Origin of the sequence: Pseudomonas proteolytica, from assembly GCF_007858275.1 — a bacterium.
GTDB lineage: Bacteria > Pseudomonadota > Gammaproteobacteria > Pseudomonadales > Pseudomonadaceae > Aquipseudomonas > Aquipseudomonas proteolytica.
This window is the reverse complement of sequence record NZ_VFEV01000004.1, coordinates 1-18,409: the sequence shown is the minus strand read 5'-3', so window position 1 is coordinate 18,409 and position 18,409 is coordinate 1. Positions and strand designations below refer to the sequence as shown.

Below are 18,409 nucleotides of genomic sequence, written 5' to 3'. Positions count from 1 at the left end.
TAGGTTGATGCACGGGGTTAACTATGCGCGGGACCGCAATAGGACGGCAAGGGCCAAAGGCCCTTGCCTAGCCGAACGGATAGCTGGTTACTGATCTTCGCCGCGCTCACGGGCAATGGCACGGTAGCCGATGTCCTTGCGGTAGAAGCAGCCCTGCCAGTCGATCTTGGCGGCCAGCTTGTACGCTTGCTGCTGGGCGGCATCGACACTGGCGCCCATGGCCGTGGCGCAGAGTACACGGCCACCGGCGGTGACGACCTGGCCGTCCTTGAGCGCGGTACCGGCGTGGAACACCTTGCCTTCGAGTGTAGCGGCCGCATCCAGGCCCTGGATCACATCACCCTTGGCGTAGTCGGCAGGGTAACCACCGGCCGCCAGCACAATGCCAACGCTCGGACGTGGATCCCACTGTGCTTCAACCTTGTCCAGGGCCTGGGCCAGGGCGGCTTCCACCAGCAGCACCAGGCTCGACTGCAGGCGCAGCATCACCGGTTGGGTTTCCGGGTCGCCGAAGCGGCAGTTGAACTCGATGACTTTCGGGTTGCCGGCCTTGTCGATCATCAGGCCCGCGTACAGGAAGCCGGTGTAGACATTGCCTTCATCGGCCATGCCACGCACGGTCGGCCAGATCACCAGGTCCATCACGCGCTGGTGCACCTGGGCGGTGACCACCGGGGCAGGGGAGTAGGCACCCATGCCACCGGTGTTCGGGCCGGTATCGCCGTCGCCGACGCGCTTGTGGTCCTGGCTGGTAGCCATCGGCAAGACGTTCTTGCCGTCGACCATCACGATGAAGCTGGCTTCTTCGCCGTCGAGGAATTCTTCGATCACCACGCGCGAACCCGCGTCACCGAAGGCATTGCCGGCGAGCATGTCGCGCACGGCGTCTTCGGCTTCCTGCAGGGTCATCGCCACGATCACGCCTTTACCGGCGGCCAGGCCATCGGCCTTGATCACGATCGGTGCGCCTTTTTCACGCAGGTAAGCCAGGGCCGGCTCGATCTCGGTGAAGTTCTGGTAGTCGGCGGTCGGGATCTTGTGGCGAGCCAGGAAATCCTTGGTGAAGGCTTTCGAGCCTTCCAGCTGGGCCGCGCCCGCAGTCGGGCCGAAGCAGTCCAGGCCACGGCTGCGGAACAGGTCCACGACGCCCGCCACCAGCGGTACTTCCGGGCCGACGATGGTCAGCGACACGTTCTTTTGCGCAAAGTCGGCCAGTTGCTCAAGGGCCAATACGTCGATGGCGACGTTTTCGCACTTGGCTTCAATGGCGGTACCGGCGTTGCCGGGGGCCACGAATACTTTCTGCACGCGTGGGTCTTGGGCGACTTTCCAGGCCAGTGCGTGTTCACGGCCACCGCTGCCAATGATCAAAACATTCATTTCAAGAACCTCGAATTCTGTAGGCGCTGCAGGAGCGCTTTAAAATGTGGGAGCGGGCTTGCTCGCGAAAGCGGTGGATCTGTGAGGAATGTGTCGAGTGACACACCCCATTCGCGAGCAAGCCCGCTCCCACATAAGCCCCTCCCACATTTGGATCAGTGACGGAAGTGGCGCATGCCAGTGAAGACCATCGCGATACCGGCTTCATCAGCCGCGGCGATCACCTCGGCATCACGCATCGAACCGCCCGGTTGGATCACGGCAGTCACGCCTGCTTTTGCGGCGTTGTCCAGGCCATCACGGAACGGGAAGAATGCGTCGGAAGCCATCACCGAACCCACCACCTGCAAACCGGCGTGTTCAGCCTTGATCGCGGCGATGCGCGCCGAGTTCACACGGCTCATCTGGCCCGCGCCGACACCGATGGTCTGGCGGTTCTTGGCGTAGACGATGGCGTTGGATTTAACGTACTTGGCCACTTTCCAGGCAAAGATCAGGTCGTTGATCTCTTGCTCGGTCGGCGCGCGCTTGGTCACAACTGTAAGGTCTTGGCTGCCGATCATGCCAATGTCGCGGCTCTGTACCAGCAAGCCGCCATTGACGCGCTTGTAGTCCCAGGCAGCGGCACGGTCAGCCGACCACTCGCCGCAGGCCAACAGACGCACATTGGCCTTGGCCGCCACGATGGCACGGGCCTCGCTGCTGACGCTTGGCGCGATGATCACTTCAACGAACTGACGCTCGACGATGGCCTTGGCGGTCTCGGCGTCCAGTTCGCGGTTGAACGCGATGATGCCGCCGAATGCCGATTCGGTATCGGTGGCGTAGGCCAGTTCGTAGGCCTGGCGGATCCCGCCTTCGGCGTCCGGGCTCACGGCCACGCCGCATGGGTTGGCGTGCTTGACGATCACGCAGGCCGGCTTGACGAAGCTCTTCACGCACTCCAGCGCGGCGTCGGTATCGGCCACGTTGTTGTAGGACAGCTCTTTGCCTTGCAGTTGGGTCGCGGTGGCGATCCCCACTTCGGCAGGCTTGGCTTCCACGTAGAACGCCGCGCTCTGGTGCGGGTTCTCGCCGTAGCGCATTTCCTGGGCCTTGATGAACTGGCTGTTGAAGGTGCGCGGGAACTGGCTGCGGCCTTCAGTGCTGAGGGTCTCGGCGGCCTGGTTCACGGTGCCCATGTAGTTGGCAATCATGCCGTCATAGGCGGCGGTGTGTTCGAAGGCCTTGAGCATCAGGTCGAAACGCTGGGCGTAGGTCAGGCCGCCGGCTTTCAGGCTTTCCAATACGTGGGCGTAGTCGCTGGCGTTGACCACGATGGCCACGTCTTTATGGTTCTTGGCTGCCGAGCGCACCATGGTCGGGCCGCCGATATCGATGTTTTCGATAGCGGTCGGCAGGTCGCAGCCTGGTTTGTTGATGGTGGCTTCGAACGGGTAGAGGTTGACGGCCACCAGGTCGATCGGCTTGATGCCGTGCTCGTTCATGATGGCGTCGTCGATACCGCGACGGCCGAGGATGCCGCCATGGATTTTCGGGTGCAGGGTCTTGACCCGACCGTCCATCATTTCTGCGAAACCGGTGTAGTCCGCGACTTCTACTGCGGCCACGCCGTTGTCCTGCAGCAGTTTGAAGGTCCCGCCCGTGGAGAGGATTTCCACACCCAGGGCTTCCAGCTCCCGGGCAAATTCGAGGATCCCGGTCTTGTCGGAAACACTGATCAAGGCGCGGCGGATCGGCAGGCGGGTAGTCTGGTCGGTCATCTCAATTTCCATCAAAAGCAAAGGAGTCAGCAAAAAAGGCGACCGGTTTTACGCGGGCGCCTTTCTGGTTTGATTGAATGCTTACAGCAAATCGTACTGTTTGAGCTTCTTGCGCAGGGTCCCACGGTTCAGGCCCAGCAGCTCACTGGCTTTGGTCTGGTTGCCCTTGACGTAGTTCATCACGCTTTCGAGCAAGGGCGCCTCGACTTCGGAGAGCACCAGGTTGTACACATCCGTGACGGCCGCGCCCTCAAGGTGGGCGAAATAATTGTGCAGCGCTTTCTCGACGCTCCCGCGAAGGGTCTGGCCTTCTTCGCTCGGCGTGTTGAGGTGCTGTTTCAAATTGACGTTGTCGCTCACGGGTGTTGTTCCACTCACTAAAGTCTCGGTCATCATCGTCATGCGGCCACCCCTTCTCCGTCCCCTGCTCTCAGGCTCTTGTCTCGTTCGGCAAAGAACTCACGAACGGCGGTGACCTGTGCTTGCGTTTCATCCAAACGATTGAACCCAGCGCGAAACTCTTTGGCGCCGGGCAGGGTTGCGAGATACCAACCCACATGCTTGCGAGCAATGCGCGCGCCCATCACGTCCCCATAGAAGGTGTGCAGGGCGGCCAGATGCTCTAGCAGAATACGTTCCACCTCGATCAGCCCCGGTGCCGGCATGATTTCGCCGGTACGCAGGAAGTGCTCGATCTCACGAAAGATCCATGGCCGCCCCTGGGCGGCCCGGCCGATCAACAGGCCATCGGCACCGGTTGCGTGCAGCACGCGCCGGGCTTTCTCGGCCGAGTCGATGTCGCCGTTGGCAAAGACCGGAATCGACACCGCCTGCTTGATCGCAGCGATGGTGTCGTATTCGGCTTCACCGGTATAAAGGTCAGCGCGGGTGCGGCCATGCACCGCCAATGCTGTAATGCCTGCCTGTTCGGCGATCTTCGCCACCGTCAGGCCGTTCTTGTTGTCCCGGTCCCAGCCGGTACGGATCTTCAGGGTGACCGGTACATCCACTGCGCCGACAACGGCCTGCAGGATCTCGGCCACCAGTTGCTCATCCTTCAACAGGGCGGAACCGGCGGCCTTGTTGCAGACCTTCTTGGCCGGGCAGCCCATGTTGATATCAATAATCTGTGCACCCAGCTCTACGTTGGCCCGGGCCGCATCCGCCAGCATTTGTGCATCACCACCGGCGATCTGTACCGAGCGAGGCTCGGGATCACCTTCGTGGATCATGCGCATCCGCGATTTGCGGGTGTTCCACAAGCTCATGTCGCTGGTGACCATTTCCGAGACTACAAGGCCCGCGCCCAAACGTTTGCACAGCTGACGAAAGGGCTGGTCGGTGACGCCCGCCATCGGGGCGAGAATCAAAGCGTTTGGCAATGTATATGGGCCGATGCGTACCGCCGACATAGGACTTCCCTGTTGTGGGGCCGGATCATTAGAGTTCGAAAAAGGGTTGGCATGATACCCGCTCTCGATGACTGGTTAAAGGCTGAATTGGATAAAATCTGAGCAGCTATTTTCTTATCGCCAGCGGTTTGGTCGTGGACGGGCAAGTCAATAACCTGCCGTCCGAACCTTGACGCGCGCGGCCAATCACTCGGGGGAGTGGAAACTGAGACTGTAGTTCACAGCTTTGTTGCCCGGGTCGAGAATGTCCAGGGCGATATGGATCGGGGTCTGGGATGGCATCTCGGTCTGGCCGGCCAACTCACCGCTGAGGTACTCGGCGGGCTTGAAGCGCCGGCTGGCGATCATCCGGCCATTGAGGTCGGCAAAGCGCAGCTCCAGCAGCGGGAACGGCTGGGAGAAGGTGGCGCGGTTGTAGATGATCGCATCCACCACCAGCGCGCCGGCGAACTCGGGATGGCTGCGCACCACCAGGTTACTGCTCTTGATATGGGCGATATCGACCCGCGACGGCACGGTGCAGCCCAGTTTCGGGCACAGCTCCTGGAACCACGGCCGGTATTTGTCCTGGCGGGCCAGTTCGTCGAACTGGTAGGCGATGTACTGTCCGGCGAGCGCAGCGGCGGCCAGCAGCACCAGGGCCAGCCAGAACAGGCGGCGGCCCCAGCCAGCGGGGCGTTTGCCGGTGTAGAGGTGCAGCGGGTCGTCTTCCAGGTCCTGCAGCATCTCGTCATGGGCATTGGAGGTGGTGCGGGAGCGCTTGCGGCGCGGTTCAGGCTCAGGCTCGTCCGGTTCGCTGCCGAGCGTTGGCTCGGGCGGGTCGAGGGCGTCGGCGGTATGCAGCACCGTCGGCTCGTCGTCCACCTCGTGAAGGTCGAAGGACATCGAAGGCTCGGTGCGCAGGGGTTTGCCCGTGGGTACTGGGGCCGGCTCGACGGCTTCCTCGGCGTGGGCGATTGTCGCAGCCCGTTCGTCTGGTGGATCGCTGAACAGGCTGGCGGCCCATTGTTCTTCTTCGGCCTTGGCGGTGTCGCGGCTGGCGCTCATCGACTCGTCTTTTTGCCGGCGGTCGGCGCTGGCTTGGCGCCGTTCGCTGCCCTGGGGCTGAGTGTGCTGGATCTCCCGGCGCTCCAGCTTGGCCAGTTCCTCGTCCAGGTCAAGGTTATCCAGGTCCAGCTCTTCGGCGCTCCATTGCTTCTGGCTGATGGCGCGCGGCGCAGCTTCGGCACTTGGCGCCTCAGGTGCATGGGCACGCTGCTCCAGCAACTGGCGGGCAGCATTGAACACTTGCAGGCAAGAGCCACAGCGAACCACGCCACGGGCCACGCTCAGTTGAGCATGGCTGACGCGGAAACGGGTTTGGCAATGCGGGCACTGGGTGACGAAACTGTCGGTCATGCGGCCATCCGATTCATGCAGGCGCTCATTCTAGCGCCGACGACCGCTGATGCGTACCCAGCCATCGCGGTTGGCGATGGGGTCCAGGTCAAAGTCCTGGGCATAGGCGGCGGCGACTTCTTCACCCTGCTCGGCGAGGATCCCCGACAGCGCCAGGCGCCCGCCAGGCTTGACCAGGCTCGACAGTTGCGGGGCCAGCGAGACCAGCGGCCCGGCAAGGATATTGGCGACCAACACGTCGGCCTGTACCTGGGGCAACTGCTCCGGTAGGTACAGTGGGAATTTGTCTTCAGGGATGTTGTTGCGCCCGGCGTTATCGCGGGAAGCTTCCAGGGCCTGCACGTCGATATCGGTGCCGACCGCTTCCTGGGCACCCAGCAGCAGCGCGGCGATAGCCAGGATCCCCGAGCCGCAGCCGAAGTCCAGCACGTTGCAACCGTGCAAGTCCTGGCCGTCGAGCCATTCCAGGCACAGGGCGGTGGTTGGGTGGGTGCCGGTGCCGAATGCCAGGCCCGGGTCCAGCAGCAGGTTGACGGCCTCAGGCTCCGGGGCGGCATGCCAGCTGGGCACGATCCACAGGCGCTGGCCGAAACGCATGGGTTGGAAGTTGTCCATCCAGCTGCGTTCCCAGTCCTGGTCTTCGATCACTTCACTGTGGTGCTCGGGCAGCGGGCCGCCGGTCAGCAGTTCCATATGGGCAAAGACGCTGGCGGCGTCGGTGCCGTCTTCGAACAGGGCCAGCAGGTGGGTGTGGGACCACAGCGGCGTGGTGTTCAGCTCAGGCTCGAAAATCGGTTGGTCTTCGGCGTCCATGAAGGTCACCGACACGGCGCCCACTTCGAGGAACGCGTCTTCATAGGTTTCGGCTTGTTCTGGGCTGATGGCGAGACGGACTTGCAGCCAAGGCATGGCGGGCACCTTTGAAAAAATGAGTGTGCAGCGGGGTGGGGCTGCGAAAGGGCGCAAGTTTACGCGAGAGCAGGCCAGAAGACGACAGTGCCGACGATATGCGCTGCAGCGGGTGTACATGGAGCAAAATGTGGGAGCGGGCTTGCTCGCGAATGCGGTGGGGCAGTGATGGACATGTTCACTGATACACCGCATTCGCGAGCAAGCCCGCTCCCACATTTGGATTGTGTGCATCCATAAACAACAAAACCGCCCGAAGGCGGTTTTGTGAGTGGAGCACAAACTTACTGGTTGGCCAGCTTGTGTTCCAGGTAGTGAATGTTCACACCACCTTCGCAGAAGCCTTCATCACGAACCAGATCCCGATGCAGTGGGATGTTGGTCTTGATGCCGTCGACCACGATTTCGTCCAGGGCGTTGCGCATACGGGCCATGGCCTCGTCGCGGGTGGCGCCCCAGGTGATCAGCTTGCCGATCAGCGAGTCGTAGTTGGACGGAACCTTGTAGCCGCTGTACAGGTGCGAATCCACACGCACGCCGTTGCCGCCTGGCGCATGGAAATGCTTGACCAGACCAGGGCTTGGGATAAAGGTTTTCGGGTCTTCGGCGTTGATCCGGCACTCCAGGGAGTGGCCGTGCATCTTCACGTCGTCCTGGGTGAAGGACAGCACGTTGCCAGCGGCGATGCTCAGCATCTCTTTGACGATGTCGATACCGGTGACCATCTCCGAAACCGGATGCTCTACCTGCACGCGAGTGTTCATCTCGATGAAGTAGAAGCGGCCGTTCTCGTAGAGGAACTCGAAAGTCCCGGCGCCACGGTAGTTGATATCGATGCAAGCCTTGACGCAGCGTGCCAGGACTTCCTGACGCGCCTTTTCATCCAGGCCCGGCGCCGGAGCTTCTTCCAGGACCTTCTGGTGACGACGTTGCAGCGAGCAATCGCGGTCGCCCAGGTGGATGGCGTGGCCCTGGCCGTCGGACAGTACCTGGACTTCCACGTGACGTGGGTTGGTCAGGTATTTTTCCAGGTAGACCATCGGGTTGCCGAACCAGGCGCCCGCTTCCGAGCGAGTCTGCTTGGCTGCTTCGATCAGGTCTTCTTCCTTGTGCACCACGCGCATGCCGCGACCACCACCGCCGCCGGCGGCCTTGATGATCACCGGGTAACCGACTTCACGACCAATGCGCAGAGCGGTTTCCTCGTCTTCCGGCAGCGGGCCGTCGGAGCCTGGAACGGTTGGCACGCCGGCTGCGATCATGGCGTCCTTGGCCGAAACCTTGTCGCCCATCAGGCGAATGGTCTCGGCTTTCGGGCCGATGAAGGCAAAGCCGGATTTTTCCACCTGTTCGGCGAAGTCGGCGTTTTCCGCGAGGAAGCCGTAGCCAGGGTGGATACCATCAGCGCCGGTCACTTCAGCCGCGGCGATGATGTTCGAGACCTTCAGGTACGAGTTCGTGGCCAGTGGCGGGCCGATGCAGATGCTTTCGTCCGCCAATTTCACGTGCATCAATTCGGTATCGGCCGTCGAGTAAACAGCGACGGTCTTGATGCCCTCTTCCTTACAGGCGCGCAGGATACGCAGCGCGATCTCGCCGCGGTTGGCGATCAGGACTTTTTGCAGTTTCTTCGCAGGTTTCAACATCGAAGGCGCTCCGCGGTTCAAACGATGGTGAACAGCGGCTGGTCGTACTCAACCGGCTGACCGTTTTCTACCAGGATGGATTCGATGACGCCGGCTTTTTCGGCCGTGATGTGGTTCATCATTTTCATCGCTTCCACGATGCAGATGGTGTCGCCCACTTTCACAGTCTTGCCCACTTCAACGAAGGCTGGCGAGGTCGGTGCCGGGGTGCGGTAGAAAGTACCGACCATTGGCGACTTGACCACGAAACCGTTGAGCACTGGCGCGGCCGGTGCGGCGGGAGCTGCGGCAGCAGCAGGTGCGGCGGCCGGAGCAGCAGCGGCAGGAGCCGGTGCTTGCATCTGTGGTGCGTAGAACTGTTGGGCCGGGGTCTTGCTGTGACGGCTGATCCGTACGGACTCTTCGCCTTCCTTGATTTCCAGCTCGTCGATACCGGATTCTTCCAGCAGTTCGATCAGTTTCTTAACTTTACGGATATCCATGAATCATCAACTCCCAAGGGGCGGTCAGGGGCGTTTAGCCTGTTCTTCAACTTGTTCCAGGGCGGCCTCCAGGGCCAGTCGGTAACCGCTGGCGCCAAGGCCGCAGATCACTCCTACCGCTACGTCGGAGAAGTAAGAGTGATGGCGGAAAGCTTCGCGTTTATGCACGTTCGATAAATGCACTTCGATGAATGGGATGCTCACCGCCAGCAGCGCGTCACGTAATGCAACGCTTGTGTGCGTAAAAGCGGCGGGATTGATCAGGATGAAGTCCACGCCTTCGCTGCGCGCGGCGTGAATGCGATCAATCAATTCATACTCGGCATTGCTTTGCAGGTAGAGCAGATGGTGGCCGGCTTCACGGGCCCGTCGTTCCAGATCGAGGTTGATCTGTTCGAGGGTCACTGCACCGTATACACCCGGCTCGCGGGTGCCGAGCAGGTTCAGGTTGGGTCCGTGCAGAACCAGTAAGGTCGCCATCGGCTGTTCCTTGTTATTGGAGGTGGGTACGTCAGAACCCGGCGACTATGCCGCAAAGCCTTTGTGACTGTCCAGTTCTCTGCAATAGCCAGCACGATTAGCGAGGATTGCGCAAAGTATGTGACCGAGGCGCACGATCCGGTCATTGGTAATACGGTCTAGAAAGCAATGAAGATCGACTGTGGGAGCTGGCTTGCCTGCGATAGCGGTGGATCAGTAGCCGATTAGTCGCCTGGCACACCGCTATCGCAGGCAAGCCAGCTCCCACATTTGATCTTCATGGGGCGGGAGATGGCGTTAGACGCGGAAGGCCTGCACGGCCGTATTAAGCTGCCCGCCGAGCACCAAAAAATGCTCGCCCTGGCTGCGGCCCTGGCCAATGCGCAGCAGGTTGTCCTCGCCCAACTGGTGGATGCGTTCGCTGTTATCACGGATCTCACTGACGGCGCCGCTCTGCTGCGCCGTGACATCGGCAATGCGGATGGCCGTGTCGGAAATGGTCTGGATCGCGTTGACGATTTCGTCCAGCGCGCCGTCGGCGGCCTGGGCTTGTTGAGCGGTGGCTTCGGCATGTTCGACCTGGGCGCGCATGCCCTCCACCGACTGCCTTGCTGCGGTCTGCAGGCCGGCGATCAGGGTCTGGATTTCGGCGGTGGCGCCTGCGGTGCGCTGGGCCAGGGAACGCACTTCGTCGGCGACCACGGCAAACCCGCGGCCGGCCTCACCGGCGCGGGCGGCTTCGATGGCGGCATTGAGCGCCAGCAGGTTGGTCTGGTCGGCAATCGAGCGGATCACCGTCAGCACGCTGCCAATGGTGGCGGACTCTTCGGCGAGTTTTTCGATCATTTGCGCATTGTCCTGCACCTCGCCCACCAGTGCGTGCAGGCCGGTCAGGCTCAAGCCGATCACCCGTTGGCCATGCTCCACGGCGTCGCCGGCGCTGCGGCTGGCCCCGGCGGCCTGGCTGGCGTCGCCGGCGACCTGCTGGATCGTGGCTTCCAGTTCGCCCAACGAATCGCGGATTTGCGCAGTGTCCCCGGCCTGGCGTTCGGCGCCGTCATGCAGGCCGCCGCTCAGTTCGGCCAGGGCGCGGCTGCTACCGGCCACTTCCTCTGCGTTGGCGCGGATAGTGCCCACCAGGTTCACCAGGTAAGCGCGCAGGCGATTGAGCGAGGCTTCAATATCATGCAGTTCGCGGTTGGTCGCACCCAGGGCGATCGGTTGGCTGAAATCGCCCTCGGCCCAGGTCGACAGGGCCGGCGCCAGGCTGGTGAGCACTCGCGCCAGGCGTCGTTGCAGGGTGTCGATGAGCAGGGCGATCAACAGGATCAGGCCAATCATCACGCCTTGGATCACCCGCACCTCGCCCTGGATCTTGCCGTGCTGGGCACGCACCTCGGGCTCCAGCGCGGCGATGGCTTGCTGCACGGTGTCGATTTTCAGGTGCGTGGCAGCGGCCAGTTCTGCGCGCTTATGGATTTGCTCACGGGTCCGCGCAAGCTCTGCCGGGTAGCGTGTGAGCAGGCTGTTGAGTTCGCGTTTGAGATTGACGCCGGTGTCTTCGGCGGTGGTGGTTTCGCTGCTTTCCAGGCCCATCAACGCAGAAAAGTCATCGCTGTTGGAGGCACTGCTGGCAGTCACGCCCAGTAGTGGCAGTTGCTCAAGCAGGTCAGCCTGGCTGCGGATATTGGTCAGTTCACGTTCCACGTCGGCGGCCAATTCACTGCGCCCGCTGCTCACCAGTTTGTCCCGCGCCAGGGACAGCTTGGCCAGGTGCTGCGAGGCCGCCAGCAGCGGCGGCAGATAACGCCCTGCATCGGCTGAGTTGACGCCCATGGCGTACTGGCTCAGTTGCTCCAGGTTGGCCCCCAGTTCCCGCTCGGCTTGCAGCAGCAAGGCTTGTGGGTCGCCGGCCAGTTTGCCGGCGGCCAGCAGGTCGGTCTTGCTGAAGCCATCGAGGTCGAGCAGGCCGGGCCGCAGTTTTTCGGTCAGCTCAGGCGGCAATTGATCCAGGTGCAGCAACAGGTTTTCCAGGCTCTGGCCGGCCGCGCTCAGGCGCAAGGCGTCGCCGCTGGCCAGATAGTCGTCGATATTGCGCGCGGTCTGGTTCTGGAACGCCTGGGACAGGCCCAGATAACGCTCCATCAATAGATAAGGGCGTTCGAGGGCCCGTTGCGACCACCAGAGCGTAGCGCCCAGGGCCAGGCAAACGGCGACCAGCAGAAGGGTGTTCAGATTCGTCAGCAGCTTCAGGCGCATGCGTGGTTTCAACCAACGGCAGAAGGAGTAAGTGCCTGAAGTTATTGCGTTTTCGTTACAGGGTTATGACGGACTGAGTGGAATCTGGTGAAAAAGTGGCACTTTGCCTTGATTCACCCGAAGCATGCACCCGATTACGCCCGGCGTCCTTGGCGCGGTACAGCGCTTCATCGGCCTGGGCCGCCATCATCAGGCTGTCGGAGCCGTCGCATAGCTGCACCACGCCGGCGCTGAAGGTGCACCATAAATCCTGGGGTTGGGCCGGGTAATGGATTTCGGCAAAGCGCCCACGGATTTCGTCGAGCACCTTGCAGGCGGCGTCCAGGTCGGTGTCGGGCATGACAATGGCAAATTCTTCGCCGCCGTACCGGCCGATATAGTCGGTCTTGCGCAGGCGCTGCTTGAGAAACAGCGCCAGGCTTTTGATCACGCGGTCGCCCATGGGGTGGCCGTGGCTGTCGTTGACCCGCTTGAAGTGGTCAATGTCGAGCATGGCAAAGCTCAGCGGCTTGTTCTCGCGGCGCGAGCGGAAGCTGCAGTCTTCCAGCAGTTGCAGGATATGGGTGTGGTTGTACAGGCCGGTCAGGCTGTCGCGCACCATCCGCGCCTTGAGATGACGGGCGCGGGCCGCGCGGTTGCGCACGGTGGTGATCAGGTGGCGCGGCTTGATCGGCTTGGTGAGGAAGTCGTCGCCGCCTTCGCTCATGGCGTCCAGCTGTTTATCCAGGTCGTCTTCGGCCGACAGGTAAATGATCGGCACGCTGACATAGCGGTCGTTGTGGCGAATCACCTTGGCCAGCTCGGTGCCGGTGCAGGCTGGCATGTACATGTCGAGGATGATCAGGTCGGGCTGGAAATCCGCAAGCTCAGCCATGGCCTGGATCGGTTCGATCAAGGTGCGGGTGACGATCCCGGCGCTGTTGAGCAAGCGTTCGGTGTGCATCGCCTGGGCGCGGGAGTCGTCAATGATCAGCACTTTATAAGGTTCGTACTGGGCGACGCAGGTCAGGACTTCGATTTTTTCCAGCAGGCTGGAGGCTTCCAGGGTGCCGGTGAGAAACTCCTGGCCCCCAGCGCGCACGGCGGCCAGGCGGGTGGGGGTGTCGGTTTCGTGCAGGCTGAAGAACAGCAGCGGCAGTTTCTGCTCCAGGCCTTCCTGGGCTTCGGCGGCCAGCTTCAGGCCCAGGCCGGTGCCGCAGAAGTCCACGTCCATCACAATCGCAGCCGGCAGGCGTTCGGCCATGGACGAACGGAAGGCCGCCACGCTGTCCAGGGACTGCGCGCTCAAGCCAAAGAATTCCAGTTGCTTGGCCAGGCGCTCGGCGCGGTCGTGATCGGCCAGCATCACGTAGATGGGCTTGCGCATCGGCGGCAGGAAGGTCTGGTCCAACTGATCGCCCTGGCGCAGGCCGGTACGGGACAGGCGCTGCATCAAGCGGTTGAGGTCGGTGATCAGGTTGCTGCTCAGGCGGCCGCGGTTTTCATCCACGGCTTTAAGCGACTCGATGATGTGCCGGGCCAGTTGGCCATGCTCGGGTTGCTCAAAGCGCTCGGCAAAACGCAGCAGGCGCAGATTGGCCTCGCTGAGCTCGTTCAATTCGGCGTTCGACCATTCGCTGCGCTGCAAACGCTGCCAGATCTCAAGAATTTGACGCGCCTGATGAATTACCCGCTGGGCAAAGTGGTGCTTGAGACGCTCACGGCTGGGGTCTTCTGGCTCGGTCATATCCTGACTACTAGGTAAGGGTGCATGCTGAGGTCGACTGGTGGCTCTATGCTAGCACCTCTTTTCATTCGCGCGAGTGTCATACGTCAATTAACTGCAACGTCCAGATGATTCATTTGCTGACTGTTGGGTCGCGTAGGCGCATCAGCGCCCATCCTTTATAGTTGAGTGCCAGCTTTACGCCACCTTGATTAAAAGCCCCGCACAGACGGGCACGATGGGGTAGGGTTGTGGTCGTAGCTATTGAACTCAAGTGACTGAAAGGATATCCGCCATGCTGGACTGGAAAAACCGTGCAGGCAGCGCCCCAGGCCCAAGCCCTGCGCCCAAGTCGGCCTCCCGCAGCTATTTTCGCAATTTGCTGATGAGTCGTGCCCTGCTGACCCTGGTTGTAATTTACCTGTTGGTCACCGGTGGCCTGGGTTGGTATTGGAGCCAGGAGCCGGCGCTGTTCCCGGTCCAGCAAAACGCGCAAATTGCCGCCGAAAAAGACGGCAAGCAAATGGTGATCGGCTTTACCACCGTCGAAACCGTCAAGACCGTGGTGGGCACCCTGCTGAACAAGCCGGGTGGCTATATCTCCAACGACCGCTTCCCGCCTGGGCTGTGGATGGACAATATGCCCAGCTGGGAATATGGCGTGCTGGTGCAGGTGCGTGACCTGACCCGCGCCCTGCGCAAGGATTTCGCCCGCTCGCAATCGCAATCGGCCGAAGACGCCGACCTGGCCAAGGCCGAGCCGCGCTTCAACTTCGATAACAAGAGCTGGGTGCTGCCTTCCAGTGAATCGGAGTACCAGGAAGGCATCAACTCCCTGAACCGCTACCAGGCGCGCCTGTCCGACCCCAACCAGAAAGGCGCCCTGTTCTATGCGCGTGCCGACAACCTGAACAACTGGCTGGGCGACGTCGCCACTCGCCTGGGTTCGTTGTCGCAGCGCTTGTCGGCCAGTGTGGGCCGGGTCAAGCTCAACACCGCGTTGAAAACCGAAGCGCTGGCGCCGGGCGAAGTGCCGCAGGTCGATGAAGAAGTGGTGGAAACCCCATGGATGCAGATCGACAACGTGTTCTATGAAGCCCGTGGCCAGGCGTGGGCCCTGTCCCACCTGTTGCGCGCCATCGAAGTCGACTTTGCCGACGTACTGGCCAAGAAAAACGCCACCGTCAGCGTACGCCAGATCATTCGTGAGCTGGAGGCGTCGCAGGAAACCCTGTGGAGCCCGATGATCCTCAACGGCAGCGGCTATGGCGTATTGGCCAACCACTCGTTGGTGATGGCCAACTACATCTCCCGCGCCAACGCCGCGGTGATCGACTTGCGTCAACTGCTGAACCAGGGTTGAGTCGTGGTCGATAGCGCCAAGGAGGTCGCGCACCGCGCGGCCTCGGATGCCGAACATATCGCCTGGGTCGACGAGCAGGACAACCTGCTCGGCGCCCTGGTGCGCGCCGACCTGCGTGAACGCGGTCTGATCGGCCGCGGCACCTACATCATGCTATTCAACTCAAAGGGCGAGTTGTGCGTGCACCGGCGCACCCTGAGCAAAGCCATCTATCCCGGTTACTGGGACGTGGCGGCAGGCGGGATGGTGGCGGCTGGCGAAACCTATGAGCAGTCGGCAGCCCGTGAGCTGGAAGAAGAGTTGGGCGTCAGTGGTGTTGAATTGACCGCCCACGACCACTTTTTTTTCGAGGATACGGGCAACCGGCTCTGGTGCTCGGCGTTCTCGGCGGTCTGGGATGGGCCGCTGCAGCTGCAGCCCGAAGAGGTGCTGGAAGCGCGCTTTATGAGTGTCGAGGCGGTGCTTGAGGATATCGAGCGAAAGCCCTATTGCCCCGACTCCCTGGCCGCATTAAAACGCTATCTGGCCGCGCGTCGCTAAAGTTGCATAAATTGGCGCCATTTGGCTCTTAGCAATCAGGCTTTTTGCCGTTACACTGCGCGACTTTTCAAGCCGAACCGCCACCGCGTCTCCCCGGCCCCTGTAGGAGCGAGCTTGCTCGCGAAAAACCCAATGTCACCGCGTGCTGTCTGAATGCCCGCGTTATCATTGACGATTTTCGCCAGCAAGCTCGCTCCTACAGGGGCGGGGAGGGCTGAGCGGTTCGGTAGCGCTGCCCCTGCCTGAGTGGGGCTTCGCGGTCAGCCGCCCATTGCGGGCACTGACCAGTCTTCATCCTCCCAAGAGGATTGCCGGTGGCCAAAAAAGCCGCATCCTTCGCCGCCCTTGGTGGCCTGGTGTTTTCCACCGACGCAGGTCGGCATTGCCCGGACTGTCGCCAGCCCGTGGACGCCTGTACCTGCAAACAGACCCTGATTCCCGAAGGTGACGGCATTGCCCGCGTGCGCCGCGAGAGCAAGGGCCGTGGCGGCAAGACGGTGACCACCATCACCGGCGTGCCCCTGGCCGCCGAGCCACTCAAGGAGTTGGCCACCGTGCTGAAGAAGCGCTGTGGCACCGGTGGTGCCCTGAAAGACGGGATCATCGAAATCCAGGGCGATCACGTCGAGTTGCTGTTGGCCGAGTTGATCAAGCTCGGATACAAGGCGAAGAAGTCCGGCGGCTAGCAGCCTCTGTGAAACCCGCACCGACGAGCGTGCTCGTCGTCTCCATGGTTTCACAGAGCCTGTTCCTGACCGGTGTCTAAACTCTGTCCTGCAAGTGGGGTCTACCCCTCTCACAGGCAAATCGTCATTTTCACTCTTTAGACTGCGCCAGCCTCTGACTTGGGTGGCGCTCTTCGACTTTATATAGGGGACTTCGATGTCCGTACGACGCACACGCAAAGACGATGGCAGCCAATGGACAGTTGCGGACAGCCGCAGTGTTTACGGGATTCGCCATTGGGGGGCCGGGTATTTCGCGATCAATGATGCCGGTCGCGTTGAAGTCCGTCCGAACGGCCCGAACAGCTCGCCCATCGATTTGTACGAGCAAGTGGACGAGCTGCGCAAAAGCGGCCTGTCCCTGCCATTGCTGGTGCGCTTCCCGGATATCCTGCAAGACCGCGTGCGCCAGCTGACCGGTGCCTTCGACGCGAACATCGAGCGCCTGGAATACCAGAGCAAATACACCGCGCTGTACCCGATCAAGGTCAACCAGCAGGAAGCGGTGATCGAGAACATCATCGCCACCCAGGACGTGTCCATCGGCCTGGAAGCCGGCTCCAAGCCCGAGCTGCTGGCCGTGCTGGCCCTGGCACCGAAGGGCGGCACCATCGTCTGCAACGGTTACAAGGACCGTGAGTTCATCCGCCTGGCGCTGATGGGCCAGAAGCTGGGCCACAACGTGTTCATCGTGATCGAGAAAGAGTCCGAAGTGGGCCTGGTCATCGAAGAAGCCGCCAACCTCAAGGTCAAGCCACAGGTCGGCCTGCGGGTGCGCCTGTCGTCCCTGGCGTCGAGCAAATGGGCAGACACCGGTGGCGAGAAGTCCAAGTTCGGCCTGTCGGCGGCGCAGTTGCTGTCGGTGGTCGAGCGCTTCCGCGCCGCGGGCCTGGACCAGGGCATCCGCCTGCTGCACTTTCACATGGGCTCGCAGATCGCCAACCTGGCGGACTACCAGCACGGTTTCAAGGAAGCCATCCGTTACTACGGCGAGCTGCGCAACCTCGGCCTGCCGGTGGACCACATCGACGTCGGTGGCGGCCTGGGCGTGGACTACGACGGTACCCACTCGCGCAACGCCAGCTCGATCAACTACGACATGGACGACTACGCCGGCGTGGTGGTGGGCATGCTCAAGGAATTCTGCGATGCGCAGAACCTGCCGCACCCCAACATCTTCTCCGAGAGCGGCCGCTCCCTGACCGCCCACCACGCCATGCTGGTGGTGCAGGTGACCGACGTCGAGAAACACAACGACGACGTGCCGGTGATCGAGAACAAGGAAAGCCTGCCCGAAACCGTGCAATGGCTGGTCGACCTGCTGGGCCCGACCGACATTGAAATGGTCACCGAAACCTACTGGCGCGCCACTCACTACATGAGCGACGTGGCCGCCCAGTACGCCGACGGCAAGCTGACCCTCGCGGAAAAAGCCCTGGCCGAACAGTGCTACTTCGCCGTGTGCCGTCGCCTGCACAACTCCCTCAAGGCCCGCCAGCGCTCGCACCGCCAGGTGCTGGACGAACTCAACGACAAGCTGGCCGACAAGTACATCTGCAACTTCTCGGTATTCCAGAGCCTGCCGGACACCTGGGCCATCGGCCAGGTCCTGCCGATCCTGCCGCTGCACCGCCTCGACGAAGAGCCGCTGCGCCGCGCGGTGCTGCAGGACCTGACTTGCGACTCCGACGGCAAGATCAAGCAATACGTCGACGAGCAGAGCATCGAGACCAGCCTGCCGGTACATGGCTTGAACGAAGGCGAAGACTACCTGCTGGGGATCTTCCTGGTGGGCGCCTACCAGGAAATCCTCGGGGACATGCACAACCTGTTCGGTGACACCGACTCGGTGAACATCTACCAGCGTGACGATGGCACGGTGTACAGCGCCGGGATCGAGACCCACGACACCATCGAAGACATGCTGCGCTACGTGCACTTGTCGCCGGAGGAGTTGATGACCCACTACCGTGACAAGTGCGCCAGCGCGAAGATCACGGCGGCCGAGCGCACCCAGTTCCTGGATGCGCTGCGCCTGGGCCTGACCCGCTCGTCCTACCTGTCCTCCTAAGACCGGCAGGCAGCGATCCAAACGGTGGGAGCCCGCTTGTGTAGGAGCGGGCTTGCCCGCGAAAGCAGTGGATCAGTCAATACAGGTGCTGACTGATCTGCCGTAATCGCGGCATAGGTATCTACACAACTTTCAGAAACTGACGAACTCTCCTGTGGCGAGCGGGCTTGCCCCGCGCTGGGCTGCGAAGCAGCCCCAAAACCAGCCCCAAAACCAGCCGCTGCGGTGTATCTGGTACAACGCATTCGGCTTATTGGGGCTGCTTCGCAGCCCAGC

Annotated in this window: 14 protein-coding genes and 1 pseudogene; 4 read left to right on the top strand and 11 right to left on the bottom strand. The window is 61.9% G+C overall.

Annotated elements, in window-relative coordinates; all coding sequences use genetic code 11:
* Positions 1–87 precede the first annotated feature (87 nt).
* From purD to FIV38_RS04110, 11 genes and pseudogenes are all read right to left on the bottom strand, one after another.
* A complete protein-coding gene (purD, locus tag FIV38_RS04160) occupies positions 88–1,380 on the bottom strand; it encodes a phosphoribosylamine--glycine ligase (protein WP_029297678.1) in 1,293 nt (430 codons plus the stop codon).
* 155 nt (positions 1,381–1,535) lie between these two features.
* Positions 1,536–3,143 (bottom strand): bifunctional phosphoribosylaminoimidazolecarboxamide formyltransferase/IMP cyclohydrolase, encoded by a 1,608-nt coding sequence (gene purH / locus FIV38_RS04155; protein ID WP_070994300.1) that lies wholly within the window; start codon positions 3,141–3,143, stop codon positions 1,536–1,538.
* Between the two features lie 81 nt (positions 3,144–3,224).
* Entirely contained in the window at positions 3,225–3,545 is a 321-nt protein-coding gene (gene fis, locus FIV38_RS04150; protein WP_003186237.1) for a DNA-binding transcriptional regulator Fis, read from the bottom strand.
* Positions 3,542–4,555, bottom strand: a complete 1,014-nt coding sequence (gene dusB / locus FIV38_RS04145; RefSeq protein WP_029297661.1) for a tRNA dihydrouridine synthase DusB — start codon at positions 4,553–4,555, stop codon at positions 3,542–3,544. The genes fis and dusB overlap by 4 nt, the downstream gene beginning before the upstream one ends.
* A gap of 186 nt (positions 4,556–4,741) precedes the next feature.
* A complete protein-coding gene (locus tag FIV38_RS04140; protein WP_092233162.1) occupies positions 4,742–5,953 on the bottom strand; it encodes a DUF3426 domain-containing protein in 1,212 nt (403 codons plus the stop codon).
* Between the two features lie 30 nt (positions 5,954–5,983).
* Entirely contained in the window at positions 5,984–6,862 is an 879-nt protein-coding gene (gene prmA, locus FIV38_RS04135) for a 50S ribosomal protein L11 methyltransferase (protein WP_092233165.1), read from the bottom strand.
* 284 nt (positions 6,863–7,146) lie between these two features.
* A complete protein-coding gene (gene accC, locus FIV38_RS04130) occupies positions 7,147–8,508 on the bottom strand; it encodes an acetyl-CoA carboxylase biotin carboxylase subunit (RefSeq protein ID WP_003188188.1) in 1,362 nt (453 codons plus the stop codon).
* Between the two features lie 17 nt (positions 8,509–8,525).
* Complete coding sequence (gene accB, locus FIV38_RS04125) at positions 8,526–8,990, bottom strand: acetyl-CoA carboxylase biotin carboxyl carrier protein (protein ID WP_029297651.1); 465 nt, start codon at positions 8,988–8,990, stop codon at positions 8,526–8,528.
* 24 nt (positions 8,991–9,014) lie between these two features.
* Positions 9,015–9,470, bottom strand: a complete 456-nt coding sequence (gene aroQ / locus FIV38_RS04120; protein WP_029297648.1) for a type II 3-dehydroquinate dehydratase — start codon at positions 9,468–9,470, stop codon at positions 9,015–9,017.
* Positions 9,471–9,767: 297 nt separating this feature from the next.
* Positions 9,768–10,283, bottom strand: a pseudogene (locus FIV38_RS31085) (methyl-accepting chemotaxis protein); the annotation flags it as partial.
* Between the two features lie 1,501 nt (positions 10,284–11,784).
* On the bottom strand, positions 11,785–13,455 hold the full coding sequence (locus FIV38_RS04110) for a response regulator (RefSeq protein ID WP_029297642.1): 1,671 nt from the start codon (positions 13,453–13,455) through the stop codon (positions 11,785–11,787).
* A gap of 274 nt (positions 13,456–13,729) precedes the next feature.
* Here FIV38_RS04110 and FIV38_RS04105 point away from each other — a divergent pair, with 274 nt between their 5' ends.
* The 4 genes from FIV38_RS04105 to speA all read left to right on the top strand — a co-directional run bounded on the left by FIV38_RS04105 (position 13,730) and on the right by speA (position 18,133).
* Entirely contained in the window at positions 13,730–14,797 is a 1,068-nt protein-coding gene (locus FIV38_RS04105) for a DUF2333 family protein (protein ID WP_029297639.1), read from the top strand.
* Between the two features lie 3 nt (positions 14,798–14,800).
* The gene (locus FIV38_RS04100) at positions 14,801–15,337 is read left to right on the top strand and encodes an NUDIX hydrolase (RefSeq protein WP_092233171.1); all 537 of its coding nucleotides are present in this window, start codon (positions 14,801–14,803) and stop codon (positions 15,335–15,337) included.
* Between the two features lie 314 nt (positions 15,338–15,651).
* The gene (locus tag FIV38_RS04095; protein WP_029297635.1) at positions 15,652–16,023 is read left to right on the top strand and encodes a translation initiation factor Sui1; all 372 of its coding nucleotides are present in this window, start codon (positions 15,652–15,654) and stop codon (positions 16,021–16,023) included.
* 196 nt (positions 16,024–16,219) lie between these two features.
* Positions 16,220–18,133 carry an arginine decarboxylase gene (speA, locus tag FIV38_RS04090; RefSeq protein ID WP_029297633.1) on the top strand — a complete coding sequence of 638 codons (1,914 nt, stop codon included), beginning with the start codon at positions 16,220–16,222 and terminating at the stop codon, positions 18,131–18,133.
* The last annotated feature ends 276 nt before the right edge of the window (positions 18,134–18,409 follow it).

What these genes read in the sequence shown, in the direction of transcription:
- purD (WP_029297678.1), bottom strand. Translation starts at nt 1,380, where the DNA reads ATGAATGTTTTGATCATTGGCAGCGGTGGCCGTGAACACGCACTGGCC.
- purH (WP_070994300.1), bottom strand. Translation starts at nt 3,143, where the DNA reads ATGACCGACCAGACTACCCGCCTGCCGATCCGCCGCGCCTTGATCAGT.
- fis (WP_003186237.1), bottom strand. Translation starts at nt 3,545, where the DNA reads ATGACGATGATGACCGAGACTTTAGTGAGTGGAACAACACCCGTGAGC.
- dusB (WP_029297661.1), bottom strand. Translation starts at nt 4,555, where the DNA reads ATGTCGGCGGTACGCATCGGCCCATATACATTGCCAAACGCTTTGATT.
- FIV38_RS04140 (WP_092233162.1), bottom strand. Translation starts at nt 5,953, where the DNA reads ATGACCGACAGTTTCGTCACCCAGTGCCCGCATTGCCAAACCCGTTTC.
- prmA (WP_092233165.1), bottom strand. Translation starts at nt 6,862, where the DNA reads ATGCCTTGGCTGCAAGTCCGTCTCGCCATCAGCCCAGAACAAGCCGAA.
- accC (WP_003188188.1), bottom strand. Translation starts at nt 8,508, where the DNA reads ATGTTGAAACCTGCGAAGAAACTGCAAAAAGTCCTGATCGCCAACCGC.
- accB (WP_029297651.1), bottom strand. Translation starts at nt 8,990, where the DNA reads ATGGATATCCGTAAAGTTAAGAAACTGATCGAACTGCTGGAAGAATCC.
- aroQ (WP_029297648.1), bottom strand. Translation starts at nt 9,470, where the DNA reads ATGGCGACCTTACTGGTTCTGCACGGACCCAACCTGAACCTGCTCGGC.
- FIV38_RS04110 (WP_029297642.1), bottom strand. Translation starts at nt 13,455, where the DNA reads ATGACCGAGCCAGAAGACCCCAGCCGTGAGCGTCTCAAGCACCACTTT.
- FIV38_RS04105 (WP_029297639.1), top strand. Translation starts at nt 13,730, where the DNA reads ATGCTGGACTGGAAAAACCGTGCAGGCAGCGCCCCAGGCCCAAGCCCT.
- speA (WP_029297633.1), top strand. Translation starts at nt 16,220, where the DNA reads ATGTCCGTACGACGCACACGCAAAGACGATGGCAGCCAATGGACAGTT.